This window comes from Pseudomonas sp. UBA5568 (assembly GCF_002425525.1).
GTDB classification, from domain to species: domain Bacteria; phylum Pseudomonadota; class Gammaproteobacteria; order Pseudomonadales; family Pseudomonadaceae; genus Aquipseudomonas; species Aquipseudomonas fulva.
The window spans coordinates 1-21,410 of sequence record NZ_DIMK01000046.1 but is presented as its reverse complement, the minus strand read 5'-3'; the positions used below and the strand labels follow the sequence as shown (position 1 = coordinate 21,410).

Below are 21,410 nucleotides of genomic sequence, written 5' to 3'. Positions count from 1 at the left end.
ATCACGCCTGCGACTTGTCCGACATCCCGCAAAGCCCTTCTTCGGCCTTGATCAACGCAAAGCGGGGCACCTGTTCGCCATCGACTTCCACCGACTCGCGGAACATCGACAGCGGGCGCACCCAGAAGCTGTAATCACCATACAGGCATTGGTAGAACACCATCCACTCCTCGCTCTCGGAGTGCCGCGCAACACTGAACACACGGTACTCCGGGCCCTTGTAATGCCGGTACACACCTGGCTGGATCTGCATGTCGTCTACCTCCTGATGCCATCGAAACCCAAAAAACAAAACCGGGGCACGAGGCCCCGGTTGCTGTCCTTCTCCTGCGCCTTAGACGCGTTCAAAGACAGTGGTGATACCTTGGCCAAGGCCGACGCACATGGTCGCAACCCCCAGCGTGCCGCCATTTTGCTTCATGACGTTGAGCAGGGTGCCGGAAATACGCGCCCCGGAGCAACCAAACGGGTGACCCAAGGCGATCGCGCCGCCGTGCAGGTTAACCTTCTCATTCATCTTGTCGAGCACTTTCAAGTCTTTCAACACAGGCAGCGCCTGTGCGGCGAACGCCTCGTTGAGTTCGATGAAGTCGATGTCGGCCATGCTCAAGCCCGCGCGCTTGAGGGCTTTCTGGGTGGCCGGTACTGGGCCGTAGCCCATGATCGCGGGGTCGACGCCCGCCACTGCCATGGCCCGAATGACCGCCAGAGGCTCGATACCCAGGTCCATCGCACGCTGCCCTGACATCACGATCATGCACGAGGCACCGTCGGTGATCTGGGAAGAAGTACCTGCGGTCACGGTTCCGCCTTTGGGGTTGAAGGCCGGCTTGAGCGACGCCAGGCCCTCGAGGGTGGTTTCCGGACGAATGGTTTCGTCGAAGTCGAACACTTTCAGGAAACCGTTCTCGTCATACCCCTGCATGGGGATGATCTCGTCCTTGAACTTGCCCTCGATGGTGGCCTTGTGCGCCAGCTGGTGCGAGCGCACGCCGAACTGATCCTGCTGTTCACGCGTGATGCCGTGCATCTTGCCCAGCATCTCGGCCGTCAGGCCCATCATGCCCGAGGCCTTGGCCGCATGCAGCGCCAGGTGTGGGTTGGGGTCTACGCCATGCATCATGCTCACGTGCCCCATGTGCTCGACGCCGCCAATCACGAACACGTCGCCATTGCCAGTCATGATCGCCTGGGCGGCGGTGTGCAGTGCGCTCATCGACGAGCCGCACAGCCGGCTGACGGTCTGCGCCGCAGAGGTGTGCGGGATCTGGGTCATCAACGAGGCCATGCGGGCGATGTTCCAGCCCTGCTCCAGGGTCTGGTTCACACAGCCCCAGATCACGTCCTCGACTTCCTTGGGATCGACCTTGTCGTTGCGCTCAAGCAACTTGCTGATCAGGTGCGCCGACATGTCTTCGGCACGGGTATTGCGGTGCATGCCACCCTTGGAGCGGCCCATTGGCGTGCGACCGAAGTCGACGATCACCACGTCTCTTGGATTAAGGCTCATATCAAATCTCTCGCTCTAGCTCGTTGACCGCTCAGTTGAAGAAGCGCTGGCCCGTCTTGGCCATCTCACGCAGCTTGGCGGTCGGGTGGTACAGCGGCCCCAGGTCGGCATAGCGATCGGCCAGGGCGACGAATTCGGCTACACCCAAGGTATCGATGTAGCGCAGCGCGCCGCCACGGAAGGGTGGGAAGCCAATGCCGTAGACCAGGCCCATGTCCGCCTCGGCGGCCGTCTCGACGATGCCATCTTCAAGGCAGCGAACGGTTTCCAGGCACAGCGGGATCATCATCCAGTTGACGATGTCCTCGTCACTGACTTCACGCTGCTCGTACACGATGGGCTTGAGGACCTCAAGCACGCCTGCATCGGCGACTTTCTTCGGCTTGCCACGCTTGTCGGTTTCATAGGCGTAGAAGCCCTTGCCGTTCTTCTGGCCCAGGCGGTTGGCATCGTACAAGGCGTCGATGGCCGAGCGGCGCTCGTCCTTCATGCGATCGGGGAAGCCCTCGGCCATGACGTCACGGCCATGATGCCCGGTGTCGATGCCCACCACGTCCATCAGGTACGCCGGGCCCATGGGCCAGCCGAATTTTTCCATGACCTTGTCGATGCGCACGAAGTCCACCCCCGCGCTAACCAACCTGGCGAAGCCGCCGAAGTATGGGAACAGGACACGGTTGACCAAGAACCCTGGGCAGTCGTTGACCACGATTGGGTTCTTGCCCATTTTCTTGGCGTAGGCGACGGTGGTAGCGACTGCCACTTCGCTGGATTTTTCGCCACGGATCACTTCCACCAACGGCATCATGTGCACCGGGTTGAAGAAGTGCATGCCCACGAAGTTTTCCGGGCGCTTCAGCGCTTTTGCCAGCAGGTTGATGGAAATGGTCGAGGTATTGGATGCCAGAATCGCATCCTCCCTCACCTGCCCTTCCACCTCGGCAAGCACGGCCTGCTTGACCTTGGGGTTTTCAACCACGGCCTCGACCACGATGTCCACGTGGGCGAAATCGCCGTAGGACAGGGTCGGACGAATCGCGTTGAGCGCCTCGGCCATCTTGGCCGGTGTCAGCCGACCTTTCTCGACCCGATTGCCCAGCAGCTTGGACGCTTCGTTCAACCCAAGCTCGATGGCCTCTTCGCGAATATCCTTCATCAGGATCGGCGTGCCCTTGACCGCCGACTGATAGGCGATGCCGCCGCCCATGATACCGGCGCCCAGCACGGCCGCCTGCTTGACGTCGCGGGCAATCTCGTCGTGGGCCTTGGCCTTGCGCTTGAGTTCCTGATCGTTCAGGAACAAGCCGATGAGGCTCTGTGCAACCGACGTCTTGGCCAGCTTGGCAAAGCCTGCCGCTTCGATTTCAAGTGCCTTGTCGCGACCGAAGTTGGCCGCTTTCTGGATGGACTTGATCGCCTCGACAGGCGCTGGGTAATTAGGGCCGGCCTGCCCAGCGACGAAACCTTTGGCGGTTTCGAAGGCCATCATCTGCTCGATGGCATTGAGCTTGAGCTTCTCGAGCTTGGGCTGGCGCTTGGCCTTGTAGTCCAGCTCGCCACTGATGGCGCGCTTGATCAGGTCCAGGGCACCGGCCATGAGCAACTCAGGCACTACCACGGCATCGACGGCACCGACTTTCAGGGCGTCTTCGGCACTGTTTTCCTTGCCCGCGGCAATCCACTCGACGGCGTTGTCCGAGCCGATCAGGCGCGGCAGACGCACTGTGCCACCAAAGCCTGGATAGATGCCCAGCTTCACTTCGGGCAGGCCGATGCGCGCGGTGGTGGCCATGATGCGGTAGTCCGCTGCCAGGCACATCTCCAGACCACCGCCCAGGGCGATACCGTTGATGGCTGCAACCGTAGGCACCTGGAGGTCTTCGAAGGCGTTGAAGATATGGTTGGCTTCCAGGCTGCCGGCGACCAATTCGGCCTCGGGCAACTTGAAGTTGTCGACGAACTCGGTGATGTCGGCACCGACGATGAACACGTCCTTGCCGCTGCTAACGATGACACCCTTGACCGAAGCATCGGCCTGGATGGCGTCTACAGCCTGGCGCAGCTCGCTCAGGGTCAGGCGGTTGAACTTATTGACGGACTCACCCTTGAGGTCGAACTTGAGCTCGACGATGCCACTTTCAAGAGCCTTAACCGTGATGGCTTTACCTTCGTAAATCATCAACTGATCTCCAAGATATGGAAGCTGAACTGTACACGCCGATCACTGCAGCACCGCAGCCGTCATGGCCACCTGCTCCAGGCACACCCGTCAGCGCGCGAGTCGTACGCATGAATGAGTGGCGTGCAATGCAAACGCTCAATTCATACGCCCGTTTGATTTGGGTGTGCACACATTCTCCGAAAAGATCTGCATTGTCAAATGCTGCACCCACGGGGAGAAAAGCCGACTTTGCGGTCACTTTCCACAAGCCGGGTACGACCGATCATGCCGCTGATCGCTGGCCATTCATGCTGGCAATCCTCACACCTTGCCAGCCTCGGCACCCCTTGCAGTCTGGCTGATCCAGGCACAAGCGCCAGGCGTTACGTGACGGAGTGAATTCAACGGCCTGCCCAGCCTTTTGGCGTGGTAGAACGAGAAAGCGGCGATTGACCGGTTCCTGTCAGGGAACCGCCGAATCGCCGCTTTCTCGTTGCGCTGCGTGTCAGGGACCATGGACAGCCCGCCGAGCACCCTTGGAGTCAGGCCAGTGTCTCCAGCACGTAGGCAACATCCTGCAATACAGCCGTGTCCCCCCGCTCCGTCCAGTAGAGCGCTATCATCCGCGCATCGGCCTCGACCTTGTAGGCGCTTGCAGGCAGACGGGCCAGGGCTTGCAAGAAGCGCGGGTCTTCGCACGGCTCGCGCCACTGGTTCCACCATACGCCAGGGCTGATCTGCCAGAAGCTGAAGCTGTCGACATGCCCCCGCTTGCGTGCCCGGTGATATTGCGGGCAAGGGCTCGGCGGCTGTTTTTCCAGCCAGTGCGGCCACTGCTGAGGCGCCAGCTGCATGGCCAGGCCCATGCGCCGCGCCTCCAGGCGCAGGCGCATCTGCTCACTCTGATTGCGCGAGTTGCGCAGCCAGGAAAGCGGGCTGAGAATCAGCGCAAGGATTGACACCACCAGCAATACCGTCATATCAGTAGCTCCCATAAACCGTTGCAAATGAGCTGGTTAGCCATTTTTCACGCATGACCCGCCCGAAAGCGACCATACTTCTTCTATAGCGATTGCCTGGAGTACAGCTCATGACCTACCAACATCTGCTGGTCGCCGTCGACCTGACGGAAGAATGCGACCCTGTGATCAAGCGCGCCATGGCGCTGGCCCAGCCTACCAACGCCAAGGTGTCACTGGTGCACATCGTCGAACCCATGGCCATGGCGTTTGGCGGCGACGTGCCGATGGACTTGTCGCAACTGCAACAGCAGCAGTTCGATCAGGCCAAGGAACGCATGGATCGCCTGTTCAGCAAGTATCCGGGCATCCAGCGCGGCGACTCGCACTTGACCTACGGCCAGCCCCGCCAGGAAATCCATCAATTGGCCAAAGAACAGCACTGCGACCTGATCGTCGTGGGCAGCCACGGTCGCCACGGCCTGGCGCTACTGCTGGGCTCCACAGCCAACGACGTGCTGCACGGTGCACCCTGCGATGTGCTGGCAGTGCGACTGCAGAAAAAGGACTGAGCCTGTCTACCGCCAGGGGTTAAGCGGCCACGCCAGGTGCCTTGGGGTTGCATCCTCCCTCTGGCACCTGGCAGCGGGCTCGCCCGCTACGCGCAGGCGATCAACGCCCTGCCTGCTTAGCCTTCCAGCTCGGCCCAGCGCTCCACCAGGGCATCGAGCTCACCTTGCAGCTTCTCGATGTTCGCCAGCACGGCTGACGTCTCTGCGATCGGACGCTGGTAGAAACCGACCGCGCTCACCTCTTCCTGAGCCTGGGCCATGCGCTGTTCCAGCGCGTCGATCTGCCCCGGCAGCATCTCCAGCTCACGCTGAAGCTTGTAGCTGAGCTTTTTCTTCGATTCCTCGGCCACTGGCGCAGCGACGGCTTGCGGCTTGGCCTCGACCTTCTCCACCACCGCACTGTTGAGCGCCGACTTGCCGCCTTTACTCTCCGTAACGCCGAGCAGCTTTGGCGAACCGCCCTGACGAATCCAGTCTTCGTAACCGCCCACGTACTCGCGAACCAAGCCATCGCCCTCGAACACCAGGGTGCTGGTCACGACGTTGTCGAGAAACGCCCGGTCGTGGCTGACCATCAGCACGGTACCCTTGTAGTTGGAGAGCACCTCTTCGAGCAGCTCGAGGGTTTCCACGTCCAGGTCGTTGGTGGGTTCGTCGAGGACCAGCAGGTTGGCCGGCTTGCTGAACAGCTTGGCCAGCAGCAGGCGGGCACGTTCGCCGCCGGACAATGCCTTGACCGGGGTGCGGGCCCGCTGCGGACTGAACAGGAAGTCGCCCAGGTAGCTCAGCACATGCCGGTTCTGCCCTTCGATCTCGATGAAGTCTCGGCCCTCGGCGAGGTTGTCGATGACGGTCTTTTCCAGGTCCAGCTGATGGCGCATCTGGTCGAAATAGGCGACCTCAAGCTTGGTGCCGCGCTCGATCTTGCCCGAAGTGGGCTCCAGATCACCCAGCATCAGCTTGAGCAAGGTGGTCTTGCCGGTGCCGTTGGCGCCCAGCAGGCCGATCCGGTCCTGGCGCTGCAGCACCATGGAAAAATCCTTCACCAGCATCGGCCCGTCCGGGTGCGAGAAGCTGACGTGCTCGAGCACCATGACCTGCTTGCCCGACTTGTCGGCCGCCTCGATCTGAATGTTGGCCTTGCCCTGCCGCTCACGGCGCTCACCGCGCTCCACGCGCAGCGCCTTGAGCGCCCGCACGCGGCCTTCGTTACGGGTGCGACGGGCCTTGATGCCCTGGCGAATCCACACCTCTTCCTGGGCCAGGCGCTTGTCGAACAGCGCGTTGGCGGTTTCCTCGGCGGCCAGCGCGGCCTCCTTGTGCACCAGGAAGCTGGCATAGTCGCCATTCCAGTCGATCAGGCCGCCGCGGTCCAATTCGAGGATGCGGGTGGCCAGGTTCTGCAGGAAGGATCGGTCGTGGGTGATGAACAACACGGCGCCGTTGAACCCGCGCAGTGCTTCCTCGAGCCAGGCGATGGCACCGATATCCAGGTGGTTGGTCGGCTCGTCGAGCAGCAACAAGTCGGGCTCGGACACCAGCGCCTGGGCCAGCAGTACACGACGACGCCACCCGCCGGACAACTCCGCCAGGGTCTTGTCTGCCGGCAACTGCAGACGGCTCAGGGTGCTTTCAACCACTTGCTGCAGGCGCCAGCCATCGCGGGCCTCCAGCTCGTGCTGCACGTGCATCAGTTTTTCCAGGTCTTCATCGCCCTGGATGTTCTGGCTCAGGTGATGAAACTGTGCCAGCAGCTCGCCGACGCCATCCAGCCCTGCCGCCACGACGTCGAACACCGTGCGCTCGTCGGCCAGCGGCAGTTCCTGGGGCAACTCGCCGATTTTCAGCCCAGGGGCGCGCCAGATGTCACCGTCATCGCCTTTCTGCTCGCCCTTGACCAGGCGCAGCATGCTCGACTTGCCGGTGCCGTTGCGGCCGATGATGCACACCCGCTCGCCACGAGCGATCTGCCAGGACACCTTGTCCAGCAGCGGCATGGCGCCGAATGCGAGGGACACATCGCTGAATTTGAGCAGGGTCATGTTCGTCTCCATAAATCGGGCGCGCATTCTACCTGAGTTAGCCCTGCGCCGACATCCGCACGGCCTGCACCCGTCGCGCACGGCGACACCCGGTCGAACTTAATATCCCGATACAAGCACAGTGCTTTCACCTGTCATCCGCAAACGGCTAAGCTAGGGCCATCGTTTTCAACAGTGCTGGCCCCGCCGCCACTTTCCCATGGTTCAACTGCCCGGACGTATCATGCGCAGCCGCCTGTTACAAATTGCTTCATGCCTGTTGCTCACCGCTGCCACCGGCGCGGCCCAGGCCACCGACATTACCGTGCAACGCCAATACTATGATGAAGCCAAGCGTGCGCTGGCCAAGGGCGACAAGGGCCCGTACATGCGCTATGCCCAGGCGCTCGACGATTATCCGCTGACACCGTATCTGGCCTATGACGAACTGACCGCGCGCCTGAAATCTGCCAGCAACCAGGAGATCGAGGGTTTCCTGGCCAAGCACGGCGACCTGCCCCAGGCCAACTGGATGAAACTGCGCTGGTTGCGCTGGCTGGCCGAACGCGGTGAGTGGCAGACCTTCGCCAAATACTACGATCCCAAGCTCAACTTCACCGAGCTCGATTGCCTGAACGGCCAGTACCAGCTCAGCCACGGGATGCGCACCGAAGGCTTTGCCACGGCAAACAAGCTGTGGTCGGTGGGCAAGTCCCAGCCTGCTGCCTGCGACCCGTTGTTCTCCATGTGGGCTGCCGAGGGGCAGCTCACGGAGGCCAAGCGCTGGGAGCGGGCCAAGCTTGCAGCCCAGGCACGCAACTACGGCCTGGCCGAGAACCTGGTCAAGACCCTGACCACGCTGGCGCCACAAGGCCGTCTGCTGATCGATGTGGCGCAGAAACCCGAATTGCTCAACCAGCCATCACGCTTCACCCAGGCCGACGAAGCGACCTCGGACGTCGTCAGTCTCGGGCTGCGCCGCCTTGCACGGCAGGACCCGGAGCGCGCCATGGGGCTGCTTGACGACTATGCCCAGCGCATGCACTTTTCCCGCGATGAAAAAGTGGCCATTGCCCGCGAGATCGGCCTGACCCTGGCCCGGCGCTATGACCCGCGCGCGCTTGACCTCATGACCCGCTACGACCCCGAACTGCGGGACGATACCGTCAGTGAATGGCGCTTGCGCCTGTTGCTGCGCCTGGGCCGGTGGGAAGATGCCTATGCCCTCACCAAGCGCCTGAGCGGCGACTTGGCCCAGAGCAGCCGCTGGAAGTACTGGCAGGCGCGGAGCCTGGAGCTGGCGCAGCCGAAGAACCCGCAAGTCCCGCAGTTGTACAAGGCCGTTGCCCGCGAGCGCGATTTCTATGGCTTCCTGGCTGCAGACCGTGCGCAAGCCCCCTACCAACTGAACAACAAGCCCCTGGTGCTCAGCCCACAGCTGGTCAAGAAGGTGCGCAATACACCTGGCATCCAACGCGCCCTCGAATTCCATGCCCGCGGTCAGATCGTCGAAGGTCGCCGCGAGTGGTATCACGTGAGCCGTCACTTCACCCGGGACGAAATGGTCGCCCAGGCGCGCCTGGGTTACGAGTTGCGCTGGTATTTCCCGGCCATCCGCACCATCAGCCAGGCCAAATACTGGGATGACCTGGACGTACGCTTCCCCATGGCGCACCGCGACACCCTGGTACGCGAAGCCAAGGTGCGCGGCCTGCACTCGAGCTGGGTATTCGCAATCACCCGTCAGGAAAGCGCCTTCATGGAGGATGCCCGTTCCCCAGTGGGCGCCAGCGGGCTCATGCAGTTGATGCCTGCTACAGCCAAGGAAACCGCGCGCAAGTTCAGCATCCCACTGGCTTCGCCCGCACAGGTCCTGAACCCGGACAAGAACATCCAGCTGGGGGCTGCCTACCTCAGCCAGGTGCACAGCCAGTTCAACGGCAACCGAGTACTGGCCTCAGCCGCTTACAACGCAGGCCCAGGCCGCGTACGGCAATGGCTCAAAGGCGCCAAACACCTGAGCTTCGACGTGTGGGTCGAGTCCATTCCATTCGATGAAACCCGTCAGTACGTTCAGAACGTGCTGTCCTATTCGGTGATTTACGGACAAAAGCTCAACATGCCACAACCCCTGGTGGACTGGCACGAGCGCTACTTCGACGACATGTAAGGAGGCCATTAGCGGCTGATCAAGCCAGGGCGCCGACCACACCGGCGTCCGGCTGTCCGACAACTCAGAGCACCTGGACCTTCATGCCAACCTCCAGGTGCCCGTCGCCATCGGCGGCCAGGTTTTGCCCAAACAATATGTCCCCTTCCTTTTCCCGGAACGTCCGAAGCGTGGTCATGGGCTCGCGGTCAGGGCTGCGCTGCCCCGTGGCAGGGTCGATGGTGGTGAAAATGCAGCGCACGCTTGGCTTCAAAACACGGAACTCCACCGTACCGATGCGAATGCGCTTCCAGCCATCCTCTGCGAAAGCCTCGGCCCCCTGCACCACCAGGTTTGGCCTGAACCGCAGCATGTCCATGGGCCGGCCGACACGGCGATCGAGCTCATCGAGCGACGCCTGGCCAATGAGCAGCAACGGGAAACCGTCGGGAAAGGCGGCACGGTCCCGGTCGGTGCCATAGCCATTGGGCAGGTACCTGGCCCGCTGCTGCGGGCAATACACCAACCTCACCGCTTTGCCTAGCCAGCCACTGAGCCAAGCGGCGGCCTCATCACCGGCATCCGGCACACGAAAGGTGTCGCGCCATAAGGTCACCCCTCGCAGCGGGGCATCGTCGGCCGGGGACACCACCTTCAGCGGCACTTGCCCAGGCGCCCGCAGCAACAGTACCCCGCCTGTCTCGACTGCCTCGAGCTGCCCGAGCTGGGGCCAGACGCGCTGGGTCAGAAAGCGCCCGTTCTGTTCCTCGACCAGCATCCAACGGCGGTCTCCTTCAAGCCCAAGCACACCGACGGGAGAGACCTGCAGGCCTTGCGCCCGCCCCGACTTGACCGGATACCGGTAGAGCTCACTGAGAAACATCCCTGCCGCCTCATAAATCGCCAAACCGCCAGCTTATACCCAGCAGGGCGCGCAATCACGCGTTGGTGGTGTCCAGCAACAGGCGCTGCTTGACCACATCGACCAGCCGGTCAGGCTGGAACTTGGACAGGAAATTGTCGCAACCCACTTTCTTGACCATGGATTCGTTGAAGCTGCCGGACAGCGACGTATGCAGCACCACGTACAGTTTGCGCAGGCGCGCATCCTCGCGGATTTCGGTCGTCAGGCGATAACCGTCCATTTCCGGCATTTCGGCATCCGTGAAGATCATCAATAGCTTTTCGCACATGTCCTCCCCTGCATCGGCCCACGCCTTGAGCATGCGCAAGGCTTTGAGGCCGTCGCTGGCAACGTGCAGTTTCATCCCCAACTGCGAGAGCGTGTCGCGCAACTGGGCCAGGGCCACACTGGAATCGTCCACCAGCAGCACCTCGCGACCACGCGCCTTCGCCAGTACCGGATCGGCCAATTTCTCACCCGAAACGCGGGCGTTGTAAGGCACGATTTCGGCAAGCACCTTTTCCACATCGATCACCTCCACCAGCTTGTCGTCCACCTTGGTGATGGCAGTCAGGTAATGCTGACGGCCGGCACTGGTCGGTGGCGGCATGATGGATTCCCAATTGAGGTTTACGATGCGGTCGACCCCGCCCACCAGAAACGCCTGCACCGAGCGGTTGTATTCGGTGACGATGATGGTGCTGTCGGGGCCTGGCTGAATGGGGCGCATGCCGATCGCCTGGGACAGGTCGATTACCGGGAGTGTCTGGCCTCGCAGGTTCACCACACCGCAGACGAACGCGTGACGTTGCGGCATCAGTGTCAGCTTGGGCAGTTGTAACACCTCCTGCACCTTGAAGACGTTGATCGCGAAAAGCTGACGCCCAGCCAGCCGGAACATCAGGATTTCCAGCCGGTTCTCCCCTACCAGTTGTGTGCGTTGGTCTACTGTGTCGAGAATGCCAGCCATTGGTAAGCCCCCAGGCTCATGTCGAAAATGTGCGCGATTGTGTGTATATCGGCAGCCGGAGTAGCATCTTGACCCCAAGAAACGCCACACCCTTGCCTAATTTGATATCACTTTAACAGCATGCTTAACTGGTTTCCTAATTCCACTCGCACACGCTGAAAAGTTCCGTTTTTTTCTTGCCTATCAGGGAAACCCCTAGTGGCAATCAGGTACAACCTGATGTTCGCTCTATCCTTTAGCCATTAATGTGACGCCATTCTCACTGCATGAATGGAGTCAGGCTTTGCTAGCTATCGTAACGGCGTGCCCGTCTCTACCGCCTGTCCTGCCCATGGAGACACCATGATGGACAGTGCCTTACCCTTCTGCGAGGCGCTTAGGGGTTTTCGCGAGAGGGCCCAGAAGCGCCTCAACAGAGCAGAGGACTGCTTGCAGCATCTTGAGCTCATCGAAAATGACCCTGATGCCTGCAGGTGCCTGGACGCCGCGTTAAGCGACTTGGCACACGACGCACAGCGTTTGGGGCTGCTTGAAGTAGCCCACTTCACGACCTCCGTTCAGCAGATACTGGCCCCCTGTTGCCAAGGCGCGTGCCTGCATCGCGCAACGCTGCGCATTACGGCTGCGTGCCTGAGGCTCTTGGCCTGGCAGCTCGAGCTGCTGGACACGCACACGGGGCGGCTGGACCTGGACGCTGGAGAACAATTTGTGTTGCTCGGCGAACTGGCCAATGCGGCTCGACCTTCTCTGGCATTAGCCTGCGTCACAGATGAAGGCGCAGCGCTTGACTGTCAGCAGCCCGATCTCAGCGACAAGCCGTAGGGCAAATTGCCATCGCGCAGTTGCATGCCAGAAGTGCAACTTTGATGAAACTGAAAGTTGTAGCTTCGATTTACAAAGTTGTAGGAAATAGCCTCAACCAAGCAAGTCCGTCGATGCTACGTACTAGTTCACCACAATAAGCTTTGCCTTGAGGAAGTCGTATTCGGCGGCGACCGCAGGAATTCGAGGTGGTAGTATGCCCCACCGAAACGCTTCAACTTGACGCAAGGTTGAATGAACACGTGGTCGAAAAACATCGAAAGTACGGCGCAAAAGCCTCTGAGCAGTAATGTGCAAGGCCTCCATCAGCAATACTTCAGTGGCTCCCCTACCTATGTTCCCACGCTTGATGACCTCTTTTCGTTGCAGCGCCCCGTACACCAGTCTGTGCTGGGCCACGGCAGGCATCAGCGTGGTCTCCTGCCTCGCCTGCCTGGCGTTACATCTGGCCGAGCGACCTGTGCCCATCGGCCTGGTGTTGCTGCAACTGACCGCTGCCTTGGTCGCTGCCGTGCAACTGCGTAGGGAGGCGCGCTCGATCAGCTTGCGCCCTGCGGAACTCGCCGAGCGCCTGCTAAAAGTGCAAGAAGAGGAGCGCCAGCACCTGAGCAGGGAGCTTCATGACGACATCGGCCAACTGCTGACCGCTGCGAAATTGCAGTTGCAATGGCTGCAGCGACGAATGCCCGGGGATGTGCAGGGGCATTGCGATGCCTTGCATGCCACGCTGGACGATACGTTGAGCGCTGTGCGCGACGTTTCTGCCCTGCTCAACCCCCGTCAGTTGGCAAGCCTTGGCCTTGAGGCCAGCCTGCGCGCGCACTTGCTGCGCACTTTGGATGGCAGCGGCGTGCAGTGGAGCCTGTCTTGCAAGCAACGCCTTGGGGGCATTGGCGAAAATGTCGCAATGGCAGTGTTTCGCATCACCCAGGAGGCGGTGACCAATATGTTGCGTCACGCCGGAGCGCGCAACCTTGTCATCCACCTACAGCGTACCGAGCTGGGCCTGGCTTTATCGATCGAGGACGATGGCTGCGGCTTCAAGCCTGCCAGGCACCCGCACCTTGCCAGTCAGCGTGGGCTGGCTGGCATGCTGGAGCGGGTCACTGCCCTGAACGGCAGCCTGCAGATCACCAGCGATATTGGCCAGGGCACCCGGATCGAGGCCGTCTTCCCTTGGCCGCCCCGCAGCCGGCAACGCGCGGACCGAGTGGATACCCATGAACTGTAGATTGTTGCTTGTGGATGACCATTCGTTGATCAGAGCGGGCGTCCGCGCCCTGGTCAGTGACATACCCGGGTACGAGGTAATCGGCGAGGCCGACGATGGCGGGCAGTTGCTGGATCAGGCGCGAACGTTGATGCCTGACATCATCCTGCTGGACCTCTCCATGCGATCAACCAGCGGGCTGGACGCCCTCACCCAGCTTAATGCCAGCGGCAGCGCCTGCAAAGTGCTGATCCTCTCCATGCACACCGACCCTGAGCTGATCATGCGCGCCCTCGAGGGCGGTGCCCATGGGTATCTGCTCAAGGACACCAGCGCATCGGAGCTTGAGCAAGCGCTGCGCGCTGTGCGCAACGGGGAGCGCTACCTGAGCCCAGCCATTGCCCACACCGTCATCAATCAGGCTTTACGTCATACCAGGCCAGCCAGACGCCCGGCATGCGAGCGACACAACCTGACAGCCCGGCAGCTGGAGATTCTGCGCCTGATCGTGCGCGGCAAGTCTACCCGCGAAATCGCCAATGGATTGGGCTTGTCGATCAAGACGGTCGAAACCCATCGTTCGCAAGTGATGAAACGCTTGCAGATTCACGACGTCGCCGGACTGGTACTGTTTGCCGTGCGCGAGAAGATCATCAGCCTCGATGACTGAGCAATGGGCACCCTTGCGGCAGGTGCAGGCGCAAGGCCTTGGGACGCGCCTCGAAACGTAAGCTGTCCGCCTTGAGCGGTTCACCGTCGAGGTTGATATCCAGGCCCTGTTGACTGTTGATCTCCACCCACGGCAATCGCGTCCGGATGAACAGGCCATCGCCTGCCAGCAAATCGCGTAATGCACCGACCACTTCCTGCGGCTTGGGCAGGATCGCAACATCCAGCAACCCGTCATTGACCACCGCATCCGGACAAAGCTCCTGCCCTCCCCCGGCTTGGCGACCGTTGCCAATCCCCAGCGCCAGCAGCTCCCCTTGCCAATGGAAGTCAGGGCCTTTCAACTCGACCGAGGCAGCCTCCAGTTCGCTGAAGCGTGACAAGCCGGTGAACACATAGGCGGCGGCACCCATCAACTTCTTCAGGTCTTCGGATGTGCTGGCTGTGACCTGGCTACCAAAGCCGCCGGTCGCCATGTTCAGGAACAGCTGCTCGCCCACTTGCCCAAGATCGACTTCCTGGGCCGGCTCATTGAGCAGCGCCAGCGCCTGGGCAGGCTCAAGCGCAATACCGGCCGCCTTGGCGAAGTCGTTGGCGGTTCCAAGCGGCAGCAAGACGAGGCTGGCTTCGGTGCCCGCGAGCCCCATGGCTTCGGCCACGTCCCGCAAGGTGCCATCACCACCGCCGGCGACGATGTGGCTGTATCCAGCGGCAAGTGCCTCCTTGACCAAGCGCTGGGCATCACCGCCCTCCCAGGTCACACGCACGTCCAATGCCCAGCCAGTGTCGCGCAGGTCGTGCACGGCGGTACGTACGTCTTCGTTCATGGCTTGCTTGCCGTGCAGAATCAGCATTGCCTTGCGCGCTTGCATGTGGGTGTCTCCATAATTGACCATTTGCATCTTGACGCTCAGCCGTTACTAATTGTTGCACGGCCGTTCAAATATTGCGGCGCAGGGCTCGCGCACTGCAGCGAGCCTGCGCCACTGGCGCGCGTCAACCGAGGATGTCGCTGAAGGGGATGAAGGGTACAAGGTCACCCTTGCTGGGCGTAGTGCCCTCCTGCACCTCGACCAACCCATCGGCCCACACCGCGCTGCGCAACACGCCGGAGCTCTGGTTAGGGTACAGGCATACCCTGCCCTGCTCGATGCGCGCCCGCAGGTACTCACGCCGTGACCCGGCTTTGGGCCAATCGAAACCGGCGGGTAGGCACACGCGCAGGGGGGTGACATCGATCACGCCCTGGCGGCGCAACAAATAGGGGCGCGCCAGCAGGCCGAACGTGACCAGTGTAGAGGCCGGATTACCGGGCAGGCCGATCACTGGCACGCCCTGGAAGTGACCGAAGGTCAACGGTTTGCCGGGTTTGATCGCCAGTTTCCACAAAGCCAGCTCACCGGCCTCGCGCAGGGCCGCGCCCAGATAATCGGCCTCGCCCACCGATACGCCCCCTGTCGAGAGGATCAGGTCCACGCCTTGCAACTGAGCCAGACTCGCGCGGGTCCGAGCCAGGTCATCAGGCAGGATACCGGCGTCGGTGACGTCGCATCCCAGGCGCTGCAACCAACTGACCAGCAAGCGACGGTTGCTGTTGTAGATTTGCCCAGGCCCCAACGGCAGCCCTGGCTCGACCAGCTCATCCCCGGTCGACAGCACCGCCACCCGCACCTTGCGTACCACATCGAGCTGTCCATAACCCAGGGTGGCGGCCAAGCCCAACTCGATTGGCCCAAGACGCGTGCCGGCGTCGAGCACCTGCTCGCCTTTGCGGGTTTCCTGACCTTGAGGACGAATGTTCTGCAGCGCCTTGAGGGGGTGCAAAAACGCCACATGGCCATTGGCATGAACCTGGGTGTTTTCCTGCATTTCCACGCAGTCGGCGCCTTCGGGAACCGGTGCACCCGTGAAAATCCGCGCACAGGTGCCAGGCTGCAGTGGCTCAGGTGCGTGCCCGGCGAAGATTCTCTGACTGACGGGCAGCGGCGCCCCCTGCCAGTCGGACCGGCGCAGCGCATAGCCGTCCATTGCGCTATTGGGCCAGGGCGGCAGGTCGAGCGAAGCCACGAGGGCAGTGGCCAGCACACGGCCGTGTGCCTCGGCTAGCGGCACGTGCTCGGTCTCGCGAATCGGCGCGGCATCGGCCAAAGCCAGCAATTGCTCAAGGGCCTGCTCCACCGGCATCAGTGGCCTGGGCTGCACGGCCTCAGCCACGGCTTTCACAGGCCGCCGCCTGCTTCAGATGGGCGACGAAGTTGCAGGGGCGGTGCCGTGCATCGAGCTGTTCGGCAAGGATACCGTCCCAACCGGTGCGCACCGCATTGGTCGAGCCAGGCAGGCAACACACCAGGGTACCGTTGGCCAGCCCTGCCAGTGCCCGCGATTGCACAGTCGAGGTACCGATATCCGCCACGGAGATCTGTCTGAACAGCTCGCCAAAGCCGTCGACCTGCTTGTCGAGCAGGCAAGTGACCGCCTCGGGCGTACTGTCACGTCCGGTAAAACCGGTACCGCCGGTGATGAGCACCACCTGCACGCTGTCGTCGGCGATCCAGGTCGCGACCTGGGCGCGGATTCTGTAGAGATCATCCTTGAGCAGCACGCGCTGGGCGAGCCGGTGGCCTGCCGCTGTCAGCCGGTCAACGAAGACCTGGCCCGACGAATCGTTTTCGAATGTGCGCGTGTCGCTGACCGTGAGCACTGCAATGTTGAGGGGAACGAACGGGGTGTCTGCCGAGGCTTTCATAGGTATCCGTCACTGGTAATGGCAATGACGGCAGTTATATCACAGGGCACTCCCGCCGGCGTGCGGGAGCGCTGCCTGCACTGGATTGCGTCAAGCGAATGCCGTTATGCTGCACGCGCAAGGAACTTGCACTAACGTCCCGCGTCTTAACAGTCATCTTGCACCATCGCACTGGAGAAACACGATGATCAAACGGACCCTTCCCGCCTTCATGCTCGCCCTGGGCCTGGCTGCCCTGGCCGGCTGCTCGACCCCAACCGTCATTACCTTGAACGACGGTCGCGAAATCCAGGCGGTGGACAAGCCGTCCTATGATGAAGATTCCGGCTTCTACGAGTTCGAGCAGCTCGATGGCAAGCGCATGCGTCTGAATAAAGACCAGATTCGCACCGTCAAAGAACTCTGATAGCCCATCCGACCTGGCCAAAGCTTCGTTCTTTTACAAGGACTTGCGGGCGAATTTCGGATGCAGTAGGATTTTGTTCATCGGAGTGTAGCGCAGCCAGGTAGCGCGTCTCGTTCGGGACGAGAAGGCCGCAGGTTCGAATCCTGTCTCTCCGACCAAATCCTTTTGAAAACCCGCCTTGTGCGGGTTTTTTGTTACTCACGGTTCAGGCTCGTACCTGCAACCTGCATCAGTCGGCTAGCCCTTCAGGCTGACGTGAATTGCAGCGCCGCCAGCCGTGCATACAAAGGGCTGGTTTCTATTAGCTCACTGTGGGTACCAATGGCCACCACTTTGCCCTGGTCGACCACGGCAATGCGGTCGGCGTGCTGTACGGTGGCCAGACGGTGCGCAATCACCACTGTCGTCCGCCCTGCCATCAGGCGCGGCAAAGCTTGCTGGATCAGGTGCTCACTGTGAGCGTCGAGCGCGCTGGTCGCCTCGTCAAGCAGCAGGATCGGCGCATCCACCAGCAACGCACGGGCGATCGCCAACCGTTGGCGCTGCCCACCCGATAAACCCACCCCGCCCTCCCCCAGGCGAGTCTGGTAGCCCTCTGGCAACTGGCGTATGAACGAGTCGGCATGGGCTGCGCGCGCTGCAGCTTCGATGTCGGCCAGGCAAGCGTCAGGGCGTCCATAGCTAATGTTGTCCGCCACTGTCCCCCGAAACAGTGCCGGTTGCTGTGCGACCAGTGCAAACTGCTGGCGAAGGTGGTCGGGGTCGAGCTGGTCGATGGGTTGATCATCGAGCAGAATCTGTCCGTGCTGGGGGTCATAGAAGCGCAGAAGCAAGTCGAACAGGGTGGATTTACCTGCACCGGAAGGGCCGACCAATGCAAGCGTCTGGCCTGCCTGGATGACCAGGCTCAGGTCATCGATAGCCTTGTGCTCGGGTCGCGACGGATAGGCAAACACCACGTGCCGAAACGCCAGGCAGCCCCGTGCACGGCCTCCCGCCAGCTGCCGCCCACTGGACGGGGCCAGAATCTGGCTTTGCGCTGCCAGTAATTCGGCTATACGCTCTGCTGCCCCAGCAGCGCGCTGGAGCTCGCCAATCACTTCGCTGAGTGTGCCGAACGCACTGCCCACCACCAGGCTGTAGAACACGAACGCCGCCAACTCACCCCCCGACATGCGCCCGGCGATGACGTCCATGCCGCCGACCCACAGCATGGTGCCGATAGCGCCCAGTACCAGCACGATCACCACGGTGATCAGCCAGGCCCGCTGCGCGATGCGCTGGCGGGCCACTGTAAATGCCGACTCCACCGTATCGGCGAACAGTGCCCGGTCATGGGCTTGATGGGTGTAGGCCTGCACGGTCTTGATCTGGCCCAGGGTCTCGGCCACGTAGCTACCCACGTCTGCCACCCGGTCCTGGCTCTGGCGTGAGAGGCTGCGCACACGGCGACCGAACAGCAGGATCGGGGCCAGCACCACCGGCAATGCCACGACCACGATGCTGGTCAGCTTGGGGTTGGTGATGAACAGCAAGGCCACACCGCCCACCACCATGAGCGCATTACGCAGGAACATGGAGAGGGAAGAGCCAATCACCGATTGCAGCAACGTGGTGTCGGCCGTCAACCGAGACTGAATTTCCGAACTGCGGTTGTCTTCGAAAAAACCAGGGTGAAGCTCGAGCAGATGGTCGAAAACAGCGCGACGAATGTCCGCCACGCACCGCTCACCTATCCAGGAGACGAGGTAGAACCGGCTGAAGGTCCCTGCCGCCAGGGCCAACACCAGCAGCAGGAAGAGCCCAAGTGTCTGGTTGAGCTGATGGACAGAACCGGTCATGAACCCCTGATCCACCAGCAGGCGGATGCCCTGCCCCATGGACAAGGTAATGCCGGCGGTCACCACCAGTGCCAGCAAGGCCATCACCAGGCGCCGCCAATACGGACGAACAAAATGCCAGCCAAGGCGCAAAGCGCGGCTAGGGCGCGGAGTTGTAGAGGCCATGGATCTGCTCACGAAGGCGGAACGTGCAGCCTACCATTCATGCCGCAGAACGGAACTGTCCGGTGCTGCTATAGCCTATTGTTCTAACCGCGCTCTGGCACTTTTTCGCCATCTCTGGTGGACTAAGGCCCTGCCCCAGGTTGCGCCGCACCCGCGTCGATGATCTGCCAGGCGCAAGGTTGACCCCAGTCGTCATTTGAAGAGGAGACCCTGCATGAGCTTGCACCATGACCGCGAACACTACACGCCCCGTCACGCACCGTCGCCCCAGGCAAGCGGCGCCCTGATCGACGCCCAAGGGCGGGAGGTGCCGATCACCGAGCAAATGATCCAGCAGGCCTGCAAGGCCCTGGAAGAAAGCCGGGTCGAGCGCTCGCAGAAAAACTGATCACCCTATTCCTGACCCGGCGCTCGCGCCGGGTTTTTTATGCATGCTGCTCTGCCCTGGGGCTGCATCCGAGCGTCAGACCCTCTTGGCTCCCAGGGCGTCAATCAGCCGCGCGAGCTCGGGCGAGCTCCCATGGATGCGCACGGACAGTCCTTCGATCTCACGGCGCGGCGGATAATGTTTGCGCAACGCGTCGAAAGCGGCACGTTGCTGCTGCACGTCTTCGCTCAGGCTACGGCGGAAATCGGCATCATCGCGGCGCGGATCGTAGACGGCGCGGCACAGCATCGCCAGTGCCCATTGCAGCTCGACCTCGGCATCCAATGCGATCTGCGCCACGGGTGGACGCGGTAACAGGTCGGCAAGTTGAATGACCTCATTCACGCCCAGATGTTGACACAACGCGCGGTAGATCTGGGCGGTGCCACGCTGACGGCCATCGAGGCTATAGCCGGCGATGTGGGGGGTAGCAACGGTACACAGGTCTGCCAGCTGCAAGTCGACCTGGGGCTCGCCTTCCCACACGTCCAGCACCGCGTGCAGGTCATCGCGCTGCTGCAGGAGCGCTCGTAACGCGCCATTGTCCACCACCGCCCCTCGACTGGCGTTGATGAGCCAGGCGCCGGGGCGCAGTTTCGCCAGTTCCGCAGGGCCTAACAGATGCCAGGTCGGGTACTGGCCACCGCGCTCGAGGGGCGTGTGCAGGCTGATGACGTCGCAGGCTTGCAGGAGCGTATCGAGTTCGACGTAATCACCGCCTTCAGCGGCCTGGCGCAGTGGATCGCAGACCATCACCTTCCACCCCAAAGCGCGCAGCACGCTCACCAACCGCCCGCCTACTTGGCCTGCACCCACCACACCGTAGACGCGCTCGGGCAGCGATGCACCCTCAAGGTCAGCGAGGGTCAGCAGGCTACCCAGCACATAGTCCACCACACCCCGGGCGTTGCAACCGGGGGCACTGCTCCAGCGGATACCCACTTGGTCGAAGTAGTCGAGGTCAAGGTGATCGGTGCCGATGGTGCAGGTGCCAACGAACTGCACGCGACTGCCTTCGAGCAGGTGCCGATCGACCTTGGTCACGGAGCGGACCAGCAGGATGTCGGCCTCCCGGACGCTAGCGGCGTCGAGGCTACGCCCAGGATAGCGACGAATCTCGCCAAACCCTTGGAAGAAGGCATCGAGCAAAGGGATGTTTTCGTCGGCAACTATCAGCATGGCGCTCTCCTGTCTGGGGAACGCAGTGTAGGCTCAACGCCGAGCGTGTTCCAGAGCGGCTCAGTCGGCTTTCTTGCGGATCCAGTAGAGGAAGGTGCCGGCGTCTTCCTGTTGTTCCAGCAGTTGGTGGCCCAGGAAGTTACAGAACTTGGGGATGTCGCGTCGGGTCGAGGGGTCGGTGGCGATGACTTTCAACAGACCGCCGGCGGCGAGGTCACGCACGTGTTGGTGCAGCATCATCACCGGCTCCGGGCAGTTGAGGCCGGTGGCGTCGAGGGTGGCATCGGGGGTGAGGTCGGTCATGAAGGGCTCCGCAAATGATGGGTATTGTGGCGCATTCCAGGGACGCGGGCCAAGTGGGGCTGTCGGGGCACCCGCCGGTTCAGGGGCGCCTGACCGGGCTTGAGGGGGGCGCGGTGGGCTCAAGCGTTCAGCTTCGCACCTGATATTGCCAGGGCCGCTGCGCGCCCCATCGCGGCACGAGGCCGCTCCCACGCGGAATTCGTTGCCTTTGGAGTACGGTGCAAGGCGGACGCTCCATGCATAGTGGAAGAGTTTTCCAAAGTTTGTAAGATGCATGTTGTATGGCATTGCCAGTTCACCCAACTCCTTCTTTTGATAGATCACGGCCCTTACATTACAGCTCATGATATCGGCCAGGATGAAATGCTCGATGCGTGTTGCTGTTGCTGTTGCTGT

Annotated in this window: 21 protein-coding genes and 1 tRNA gene; 8 read left to right on the top strand and 14 right to left on the bottom strand. The window is 61.8% G+C overall.

The features are described 5' to 3' along the window. Position 1 precedes the first annotated feature (1 nt). From B2S33_RS14390 to B2S33_RS14375, 4 genes are all read right to left on the bottom strand, one after another. Positions 2-253 (bottom strand): DUF1653 domain-containing protein, encoded by a 252-nt coding sequence (locus B2S33_RS14390; RefSeq protein ID WP_027915089.1) that lies wholly within the window; start codon positions 251-253, stop codon positions 2-4. 81 nt (positions 254-334) lie between these two features. Then, entirely contained in the window at positions 335-1,510 is a 1,176-nt protein-coding gene (gene fadA, locus B2S33_RS14385; protein ID WP_027915090.1) for an acetyl-CoA C-acyltransferase FadA, read from the bottom strand. A gap of 31 nt (positions 1,511-1,541) precedes the next feature. Continuing rightward, on the bottom strand, positions 1,542-3,689 hold the full coding sequence (fadB, locus tag B2S33_RS14380; RefSeq protein WP_110607254.1) for a fatty acid oxidation complex subunit alpha FadB: 2,148 nt from the start codon (positions 3,687-3,689) through the stop codon (positions 1,542-1,544). A gap of 524 nt (positions 3,690-4,213) precedes the next feature. Next, positions 4,214-4,651 (bottom strand): hypothetical protein, encoded by a 438-nt coding sequence (locus B2S33_RS14375; protein ID WP_027915092.1) that lies wholly within the window; start codon positions 4,649-4,651, stop codon positions 4,214-4,216. Positions 4,652-4,761: 110 nt separating this feature from the next. On the opposite strand from B2S33_RS14375, the gene B2S33_RS14370 reads away from it, so the two are divergent. Further along, positions 4,762-5,202, top strand: coding sequence for a universal stress protein (locus B2S33_RS14370; RefSeq protein ID WP_027915093.1), 441 nt, complete (start codon positions 4,762-4,764; stop codon positions 5,200-5,202). A 116-nt stretch (positions 5,203-5,318) separates the two neighbouring features. Here the strand turns inward: B2S33_RS14370 and B2S33_RS14365 are convergent, their stop codons facing one another. Next, positions 5,319-7,244 (bottom strand): ATP-binding cassette domain-containing protein, encoded by a 1,926-nt coding sequence (locus tag B2S33_RS14365; RefSeq protein WP_028687365.1) that lies wholly within the window; start codon positions 7,242-7,244, stop codon positions 5,319-5,321. Between the two features lie 223 nt (positions 7,245-7,467). On the opposite strand from B2S33_RS14365, the gene B2S33_RS14360 reads away from it, so the two are divergent. Then, a complete protein-coding gene (locus B2S33_RS14360; RefSeq protein ID WP_288650542.1) occupies positions 7,468-9,393 on the top strand; it encodes a transglycosylase SLT domain-containing protein in 1,926 nt (641 codons plus the stop codon). Between the two features lie 64 nt (positions 9,394-9,457). On the opposite strand, the gene B2S33_RS14355 is transcribed toward B2S33_RS14360, so the two are convergent. Further along, a complete protein-coding gene (locus tag B2S33_RS14355; RefSeq protein ID WP_028687366.1) occupies positions 9,458-10,255 on the bottom strand; it encodes an MOSC domain-containing protein in 798 nt (265 codons plus the stop codon). A 55-nt stretch (positions 10,256-10,310) separates the two neighbouring features. Next, the gene (locus B2S33_RS14350) at positions 10,311-11,246 is read right to left on the bottom strand and encodes a chemotaxis protein CheV (protein WP_049696308.1); all 936 of its coding nucleotides are present in this window, start codon (positions 11,244-11,246) and stop codon (positions 10,311-10,313) included. A gap of 342 nt (positions 11,247-11,588) precedes the next feature. Here B2S33_RS14350 and B2S33_RS14345 point away from each other — a divergent pair, with 342 nt between their 5' ends. Then, positions 11,589-12,068 (top strand): histidine kinase, encoded by a 480-nt coding sequence (locus tag B2S33_RS14345; protein WP_111475696.1) that lies wholly within the window; start codon positions 11,589-11,591, stop codon positions 12,066-12,068. Between the two features lie 123 nt (positions 12,069-12,191). On the opposite strand, the gene B2S33_RS14340 is transcribed toward B2S33_RS14345, so the two are convergent. Further along, positions 12,192-12,476, bottom strand: coding sequence for a hypothetical protein (locus tag B2S33_RS14340; protein ID WP_178102885.1), 285 nt, complete (start codon positions 12,474-12,476; stop codon positions 12,192-12,194). On the opposite strand from B2S33_RS14340, the gene B2S33_RS14335 reads away from it, so the two are divergent. Continuing rightward, a complete protein-coding gene (locus tag B2S33_RS14335) occupies positions 12,403-13,299 on the top strand; it encodes a sensor histidine kinase (RefSeq protein WP_028687368.1) in 897 nt (298 codons plus the stop codon). The two genes, B2S33_RS14340 and B2S33_RS14335, sit on opposite strands and share 74 nt — an antisense overlap. Further along, positions 13,289-13,948 carry a response regulator gene (locus tag B2S33_RS14330; protein WP_027915099.1) on the top strand — a complete coding sequence of 220 codons (660 nt, stop codon included), beginning with the start codon at positions 13,289-13,291 and terminating at the stop codon, positions 13,946-13,948. Before B2S33_RS14335 ends, B2S33_RS14330 begins: the two co-directional genes overlap by 11 nt. On the opposite strand, the gene yegS is transcribed toward B2S33_RS14330, so the two are convergent. The 3 genes from yegS to moaB all read right to left on the bottom strand — a co-directional run bounded on the left by yegS (position 13,932) and on the right by moaB (position 16,693). Further along, positions 13,932-14,819 (bottom strand): lipid kinase YegS, encoded by an 888-nt coding sequence (gene yegS / locus B2S33_RS14325; protein ID WP_027915100.1) that lies wholly within the window; start codon positions 14,817-14,819, stop codon positions 13,932-13,934. The genes B2S33_RS14330 and yegS overlap by 17 nt on opposite strands. Before the next feature lie 124 nt (positions 14,820-14,943). Further along, a complete protein-coding gene (glp, locus tag B2S33_RS14320; RefSeq protein WP_042139597.1) occupies positions 14,944-16,170 on the bottom strand; it encodes a gephyrin-like molybdotransferase Glp in 1,227 nt (408 codons plus the stop codon). After that, positions 16,154-16,693: a molybdenum cofactor biosynthesis protein B gene (gene moaB / locus B2S33_RS14315; RefSeq protein WP_288650540.1), complete on the bottom strand. Its 540-nt coding sequence runs from the start codon at positions 16,691-16,693 to the stop codon at positions 16,154-16,156. Before moaB ends, glp begins: the two co-directional genes overlap by 17 nt. Before the next feature lie 184 nt (positions 16,694-16,877). Here moaB and B2S33_RS14310 point away from each other — a divergent pair, with 184 nt between their 5' ends. Both B2S33_RS14310 and B2S33_RS14305 read left to right on the top strand, forming a co-directional pair. Beyond that, positions 16,878-17,099: a YgdI/YgdR family lipoprotein gene (locus tag B2S33_RS14310; protein WP_023534255.1), complete on the top strand. Its 222-nt coding sequence runs from the start codon at positions 16,878-16,880 to the stop codon at positions 17,097-17,099. 81 nt (positions 17,100-17,180) lie between these two features. Continuing rightward, a tRNA-Pro gene (locus B2S33_RS14305) sits at positions 17,181-17,257 on the top strand. A gap of 87 nt (positions 17,258-17,344) precedes the next feature. Here B2S33_RS14305 and B2S33_RS14300 read toward each other — a convergent pair. Further along, on the bottom strand, positions 17,345-19,105 hold the full coding sequence (locus B2S33_RS14300; protein ID WP_145280682.1) for an ABC transporter transmembrane domain-containing protein: 1,761 nt from the start codon (positions 19,103-19,105) through the stop codon (positions 17,345-17,347). A gap of 214 nt (positions 19,106-19,319) precedes the next feature. Between B2S33_RS14300 and B2S33_RS14295 the strand changes: the two genes are divergently transcribed. Continuing rightward, positions 19,320-19,493 carry a PA1571 family protein gene (locus B2S33_RS14295; RefSeq protein WP_178102886.1) on the top strand — a complete coding sequence of 58 codons (174 nt, stop codon included), beginning with the start codon at positions 19,320-19,322 and terminating at the stop codon, positions 19,491-19,493. A gap of 75 nt (positions 19,494-19,568) precedes the next feature. On the opposite strand, the gene pdxB is transcribed toward B2S33_RS14295, so the two are convergent. Together pdxB and tusA are read right to left on the bottom strand one after the other, a co-directional pair. Next, positions 19,569-20,711, bottom strand: coding sequence for a 4-phosphoerythronate dehydrogenase PdxB (gene pdxB / locus B2S33_RS14290; RefSeq protein WP_288650538.1), 1,143 nt, complete (start codon positions 20,709-20,711; stop codon positions 19,569-19,571). A 60-nt stretch (positions 20,712-20,771) separates the two neighbouring features. Then, a complete protein-coding gene (gene tusA / locus B2S33_RS14285) occupies positions 20,772-21,014 on the bottom strand; it encodes a sulfurtransferase TusA (protein ID WP_023534172.1) in 243 nt (80 codons plus the stop codon). Positions 21,015-21,410: the final 396 nt, after the last annotated feature.

Bases quoted from the DNA above. Each gene is read 5' to 3' on its own strand.
- fadB (WP_110607254.1), bottom strand. From the start codon at position 3,689: ATGATTTACGAAGGTAAAGCCATCACGGTTAAGGCTCTTGAAAGTGGC.
- moaB (WP_288650540.1), bottom strand. From the start codon at position 16,693: ATGAAAGCCTCGGCAGACACCCCGTTCGTTCCCCTCAACATTGCAGTG.
- B2S33_RS14300 (WP_145280682.1), bottom strand. From the start codon at position 19,105: ATGGCCTCTACAACTCCGCGCCCTAGCCGCGCTTTGCGCCTTGGCTGG.
- B2S33_RS14375 (WP_027915092.1), bottom strand. From the start codon at position 4,651: ATGACGGTATTGCTGGTGGTGTCAATCCTTGCGCTGATTCTCAGCCCG.
- yegS (WP_027915100.1), bottom strand. From the start codon at position 14,819: ATGCAAGCGCGCAAGGCAATGCTGATTCTGCACGGCAAGCAAGCCATG.
- fadA (WP_027915090.1), bottom strand. From the start codon at position 1,510: ATGAGCCTTAATCCAAGAGACGTGGTGATCGTCGACTTCGGTCGCACG.
- B2S33_RS14310 (WP_023534255.1), top strand. From the start codon at position 16,878: ATGATCAAACGGACCCTTCCCGCCTTCATGCTCGCCCTGGGCCTGGCT.
- B2S33_RS14390 (WP_027915089.1), bottom strand. From the start codon at position 253: ATGCAGATCCAGCCAGGTGTGTACCGGCATTACAAGGGCCCGGAGTAC.
- B2S33_RS14365 (WP_028687365.1), bottom strand. From the start codon at position 7,244: ATGACCCTGCTCAAATTCAGCGATGTGTCCCTCGCATTCGGCGCCATG.
- B2S33_RS14350 (WP_049696308.1), bottom strand. From the start codon at position 11,246: ATGGCTGGCATTCTCGACACAGTAGACCAACGCACACAACTGGTAGGG.
- B2S33_RS14345 (WP_111475696.1), top strand. From the start codon at position 11,589: ATGATGGACAGTGCCTTACCCTTCTGCGAGGCGCTTAGGGGTTTTCGC.
- B2S33_RS14295 (WP_178102886.1), top strand. From the start codon at position 19,320: ATGAGCTTGCACCATGACCGCGAACACTACACGCCCCGTCACGCACCG.
- B2S33_RS14360 (WP_288650542.1), top strand. From the start codon at position 7,468: ATGCGCAGCCGCCTGTTACAAATTGCTTCATGCCTGTTGCTCACCGCT.
- B2S33_RS14330 (WP_027915099.1), top strand. From the start codon at position 13,289: ATGAACTGTAGATTGTTGCTTGTGGATGACCATTCGTTGATCAGAGCG.
- B2S33_RS14370 (WP_027915093.1), top strand. From the start codon at position 4,762: ATGACCTACCAACATCTGCTGGTCGCCGTCGACCTGACGGAAGAATGC.
- B2S33_RS14355 (WP_028687366.1), bottom strand. From the start codon at position 10,255: ATGTTTCTCAGTGAGCTCTACCGGTATCCGGTCAAGTCGGGGCGGGCG.
- tusA (WP_023534172.1), bottom strand. From the start codon at position 21,014: ATGACCGACCTCACCCCCGATGCCACCCTCGACGCCACCGGCCTCAAC.
- B2S33_RS14340 (WP_178102885.1), bottom strand. From the start codon at position 12,476: ATGCCTGCCGTGGCCCAGCACAGACTGGTGTACGGGGCGCTGCAACGA.
- B2S33_RS14335 (WP_028687368.1), top strand. From the start codon at position 12,403: ATGTTCCCACGCTTGATGACCTCTTTTCGTTGCAGCGCCCCGTACACC.
- pdxB (WP_288650538.1), bottom strand. From the start codon at position 20,711: ATGCTGATAGTTGCCGACGAAAACATCCCTTTGCTCGATGCCTTCTTC.